This is a genomic window from Pseudomonas sp. TE3786 (assembly GCF_054057335.1).
In genome coordinates this window covers 1-5,659 of record NZ_JBSRZF010000038.1, presented here as the reverse complement: position 1 = coordinate 5,659, position 5,659 = coordinate 1, and the positions used below count along the sequence as shown (strand labels likewise).

Annotated in this window: 2 tRNA genes and 3 rRNA genes; all 5 read right to left on the bottom strand. The window is 50.9% G+C overall.

Annotated features, from left to right (window positions below):
* Positions 1 to 64: 64 nt before the first annotated feature.
* Positions 65 to 180, bottom strand: a 5S ribosomal RNA gene (gene rrf, locus ACVW0Y_RS23810).
* A gap of 138 nt (positions 181 to 318) precedes the next feature.
* A 23S ribosomal RNA gene (locus ACVW0Y_RS23805) occupies positions 319 to 3,208 on the bottom strand.
* A 251-nt stretch (positions 3,209 to 3,459) separates the two neighbouring features.
* Positions 3,460 to 3,535: transfer RNA gene (locus ACVW0Y_RS23800), tRNA-Ala, on the bottom strand.
* Between the two features lie 26 nt (positions 3,536 to 3,561).
* Positions 3,562 to 3,638, bottom strand: a tRNA-Ile gene (locus ACVW0Y_RS23795).
* A 128-nt stretch (positions 3,639 to 3,766) separates the two neighbouring features.
* Positions 3,767 to 5,303, bottom strand: a 16S ribosomal RNA gene (locus ACVW0Y_RS23790).
* The 16S, 23S and 5S rRNA genes sit together here with 2 tRNA genes alongside, the layout of an rRNA operon.
* Between the last annotated feature and the right edge of the window lie 356 nt (positions 5,304 to 5,659).

Below are 5,659 nucleotides of genomic sequence, written 5' to 3'. Positions count from 1 at the left end.
AACTTTTTCGCGGACAAAAACAAACCCCCTACCCGTTTTCACGGATAGGGGGTTTGGAATTTAAGCTTGACGATGACCTACTCTCACATGGGGAAACCCCACACTACCATCGGCGATGCGTCGTTTCACTACTGAGTTCGGGATGGGATCAGGTGGTTCCAACGCTCTATGGTCGTCAAGCAATTCGGGTGGAGTCTCGCTTTCGCGTTACTCCAAATTGGGTATGTGTTTTTCAGATTCGGTAATTTGCGTTCGAACTTTCGGTTCGTTCGTCTTCACACCGTCAATCTGCGATTAAGCAAATTGCTTGGGTGTTATATGGTCAAGCCTCACGGGCAATTAGTATGGGTTAGCTCAACGCCTCACAACGCTTACACACCCCACCTATCAACGTCGTAGTCTTCGACGGCCCTTCAGGGAGCTCAAGGCTCCAGTGAGATCTCATCTTGAGGCTAGTTTCCCGCTTAGATGCTTTCAGCGGTTATCTATTCCGAACATAGCTACCCGGCGATGCCACTGGCGTGACAACCGGAACACCAGAGGTTCGTCCACTCCGGTCCTCTCGTACTAGGAGCAGCCCCTCTCAAATCTCAAACGTCCACGGCAGATAGGGACCGAACTGTCTCACGACGTTCTAAACCCAGCTCGCGTACCACTTTAAATGGCGAACAGCCATACCCTTGGGACCGGCTTCAGCCCCAGGATGTGATGAGCCGACATCGAGGTGCCAAACACCGCCGTCGATATGAACTCTTGGGCGGTATCAGCCTGTTATCCCCGGAGTACCTTTTATCCGTTGAGCGATGGCCCTTCCATACAGAACCACCGGATCACTAAGACCTACTTTCGTACCTGCTCGACGTGTCTGTCTCGCAGTCAAGCGCGCTTTTGCCTTTATACTCTACGACCGATTTCCGACCGGTCTGAGCGCACCTTCGTACTCCTCCGTTACTCTTTAGGAGGAGACCGCCCCAGTCAAACTACCCACCATACACTGTCCTCGATCCGGATAACGGACCAGAGTTAGAACCTCAAAGTTGCCAGGGTGGTATTTCAAGATTGGCTCCACAAGAACTGGCGTCCTCGCTTCAAAGCCTCCCACCTATCCTACACAAGCAAATTCAAAGTCCAGTGCAAAGCTATAGTAAAGGTTCACGGGGTCTTTCCGTCTAGCCGCGGATACACTGCATCTTCACAGCGATTTCAATTTCACTGAGTCTCGGGTGGAGACAGCGCCGCCATCGTTACGCCATTCGTGCAGGTCGGAACTTACCCGACAAGGAATTTCGCTACCTTAGGACCGTTATAGTTACGGCCGCCGTTTACCGGGGCTTCGATCAAGAGCTTCGCGTTAGCTAACCCCATCAATTAACCTTCCGGCACCGGGCAGGCGTCACACCCTATACGTCCACTTTCGTGTTTGCAGAGTGCTGTGTTTTTAATAAACAGTCGCAGCGGCCTGGTATCTTCGACCGGCATGGGCTTACCGAGTAAATCGTTCACCCTCACCGGCGCACCTTCTCCCGAAGTTACGGTGCCATTTTGCCTAGTTCCTTCACCCGAGTTCTCTCAAGCGCCTTGGTATTCTCTACCCAACCACCTGTGTCGGTTTGGGGTACGGTTCCTAGTTATCTGAAGCTTAGAGGCTTTTCTTGGAAGCATGGCATCAACCACTTCGCGCTCTAATGAGCACTCGTCATCAGTTCTCAGCCTTAACCGCCCGGATTTACCTAAGCAGTCAGCCTACAACCTTAAACTTGGACAACCAACGCCAAGCTGGCCTAGCCTTCTCCGTCCCCCCATCGCAATAACTAGAAGTACAGGAATATTAACCTGTTTTCCATCGACTACGCTTTTCAGCCTCGCCTTAGGGACCGACTAACCCTGCGTCGATTAACGTTGCGCAGGAAACCTTGGTCTTTCGGCGTGGGTGTTTTTCACACCCATTGTCGTTACTCATGTCAGCATTCGCACTTCTGATACCTCCAGCAAGCTTCTCAACTCACCTTCACAGGCTTACAGAACGCTCCTCTACCGCATCACCTAAGTGATACCCGTAGCTTCGGTGCATGGTTTGAGCCCCGTTACATCTTCCGCGCAGGCCGACTCGACTAGTGAGCTATTACGCTTTCTTTAAAGGGTGGCTGCTTCTAAGCCAACCTCCTAGCTGTCTAAGCCTTCCCACATCGTTTCCCACTTAACCATGACTTTGGGACCTTAGCTGACGGTCTGGGTTGTTTCCCTTTTCACGACGGACGTTAGCACCCGCCGTGTGTCTCCCGTGCTCGCACTTGTTGGTATTCGGAGTTTGCATCGGTTTGGTAAGTCGGGATGACCCCCTAGCCGAAACAGTGCTCTACCCCCAACAGTGATACACGAGGCGCTACCTAAATAGCTTTCGAGGAGAACCAGCTATCTCCGAGCTTGATTAGCCTTTCACTCCGATCCACAGGTCATCCGCTAACTTTTCAACGGTAGTCGGTTCGGTCCTCCAGTTAGTGTTACCCAACCTTCAACCTGCCCATGGATAGATCGCCCGGTTTCGGGTCTATACCCAGCGACTAAACGCCCTATTAAGACTCGCTTTCGCTACGCCTCCCCTATTCGGTTAAGCTCGCCACTGAATATAAGTCGCTGACCCATTATACAAAAGGTACGCAGTCACAGAACAAAGTCTGCTCCCACTGCTTGTACGCATACGGTTTCAGGATCTATTTCACTCCCCTCTCCGGGGTTCTTTTCGCCTTTCCCTCACGGTACTAGTTCACTATCGGTCAGTCAGTAGTATTTAGCCTTGGAGGATGGTCCCCCCATATTCAGACAAAGTTTCTCGTGCTCCGTCCTACTCGATTTCATTGATAAGAGATTTTCGCGTACAGGGCTATCACCCACTATGGCCGCACTTTCCAGAGCGTTCCGCTAATCTCAAATCAACTTAAGGGCTAGTCCCCGTTCGCTCGCCACTACTAAGGGAATCTCGGTTGATTTCTTTTCCTCAGGGTACTTAGATGTTTCAGTTCCCCTGGTTCGCTTCTTACACCTATGTATTCAGTGCAAGATACTTAACTTATGTTAAGTGGGTTCCCCCATTCAGACATCTCCGGATCAAAGTCTGTTTGCCGACTCCCCGAAGCTTTTCGCAGGCTACCACGTCTTTCATCGCCTCTGACTGCCAAGGCATCCACCGTATGCGCTTCTTCACTTGACCATATAACCCCAAGCAATCTGGTTATACTATGAAGACGACATTCGCCGAAAATTCGAAATACTCTCAATCTCTTAAGAGAACTCACAAATTTTACCTTAGCCTGAATAAACACCAGTGAAAGTGCTATCCAGTCTATCTTTCTATCACATACCCAAATTTTTAAAGAACGATTAATACTTTCTAGTCAAAGACCAGAATTCAATATTCCACCTTCCGGCGAATACTCAATTCTGAACTCTTACTTGTCGTCGTGGTGGAGCCAAACGGGATCGAACCGTTGACCTCCTGCGTGCAAGGCAGGCGCTCTCCCAGCTGAGCTATGGCCCCGTACTTGAGGCTTCTTCCACAACAATTGGTGGGTCTGGGCAGATTCGAACTGCCGACCTCACCCTTATCAGGGGTGCGCTCTAACCAACTGAGCTACAGACCCAATTGTTCGGGCTACTAGGCTGACAACTCGTAACTGATCCTCCCGATACATCCAGGACGACCCAATCGTCTTTCGCAATGAATCAAGCAATTCGTGTGGGAGCTTATAAGGAAGCTGATGTCGTCGATTAAGGAGGTGATCCAGCCGCAGGTTCCCCTACGGCTACCTTGTTACGACTTCACCCCAGTCATGAATCACACCGTGGTAACCGTCCCCCCGAAGGTTAGACTAGCTACTTCTGGTGCAACCCACTCCCATGGTGTGACGGGCGGTGTGTACAAGGCCCGGGAACGTATTCACCGTGACATTCTGATTCACGATTACTAGCGATTCCGACTTCACGCAGTCGAGTTGCAGACTGCGATCCGGACTACGATCGGTTTTATGGGATTAGCTCCACCTCGCGGCTTGGCAACCCTTTGTACCGACCATTGTAGCACGTGTGTAGCCCTGGCCGTAAGGGCCATGATGACTTGACGTCATCCCCACCTTCCTCCGGTTTGTCACCGGCAGTCTCCTTAGAGTGCCCACCATAACGTGCTGGTAACTAAGGACAAGGGTTGCGCTCGTTACGGGACTTAACCCAACATCTCACGACACGAGCTGACGACAGCCATGCAGCACCTGTGTCTGAGTTCCCGAAGGCACCAATCCATCTCTGGAAAGTTCTCAGCATGTCAAGGCCAGGTAAGGTTCTTCGCGTTGCTTCGAATTAAACCACATGCTCCACCGCTTGTGCGGGCCCCCGTCAATTCATTTGAGTTTTAACCTTGCGGCCGTACTCCCCAGGCGGTCGACTTAATGCGTTAGCTGCGCCACTAAAGTCTCAAGGACCCCAACGGCTAGTCGACATCGTTTACGGCGTGGACTACCAGGGTATCTAATCCTGTTTGCTCCCCACGCTTTCGCACCTCAGTGTCAGTATCAGTCCAGGTGGTCGCCTTCGCCACTGGTGTTCCTTCCTATATCTACGCATTTCACCGCTACACAGGAAATTCCACCACCCTCTACCATACTCTAGCTCGACAGTTTTGAATGCAGTTCCCAGGTTGAGCCCGGGGATTTCACATCCAACTTAACGAACCACCTACGCGCGCTTTACGCCCAGTAATTCCGATTAACGCTTGCACCCTCTGTATTACCGCGGCTGCTGGCACAGAGTTAGCCGGTGCTTATTCTGTCGGTAACGTCAAAATTGCAGAGTATTAATCTACAACCCTTCCTCCCAACTTAAAGTGCTTTACAATCCGAAGACCTTCTTCACACACGCGGCATGGCTGGATCAGGCTTTCGCCCATTGTCCAATATTCCCCACTGCTGCCTCCCGTAGGAGTCTGGACCGTGTCTCAGTTCCAGTGTGACTGATCATCCTCTCAGACCAGTTACGGATCGTCGCCTTGGTGAGCCATTACCTCACCAACTAGCTAATCCGACCTAGGCTCATCTATTAGCGCAAGGCCCGAAGGTCCCCTGCTTTCTCCCGTAGGACGTATGCGGTATTAGCGTTCCTTTCGAAACGTTGTCCCCCACTAATAGGCAGATTCCTAGGCATTACTCACCCGTCCGCCGCTGAATCAAGGAGCAAGCTCCTCTCATCCGCTCGACTTGCATGTGTTAGGCCTGCCGCCAGCGTTCAATCTGAGCCATGATCAAACTCTTCAGTTCAAACATAATCGGATTTTGTAAAAATCCTAAACTTGGCTCAGCAATCGCAAAAAACTCTCAAATTAACGAGTGTTACTTGTGATGCTGACAATCAGTTGACTATCAGTCTTACCTCACAAGCACCCACACGAATTGCTTGATTCAGTTGTTAAAGAACAGTTGGTTAAGCCTTTCGTCTCAACCGAGGCGCGCATTCTACAGCAGCCTCTTATTCCGTCAAGCGATTTCGAAAATTTCTTTTCAAACTCAACCGCTTGCGCTTCAGATCAACTTCAGTCTCTCGTCAGCGGGAGGCGAATTCTACAGCGTTTCAAACCGCTGTCAACACCCTCTTTACACCGCTTTCGATCAACTCA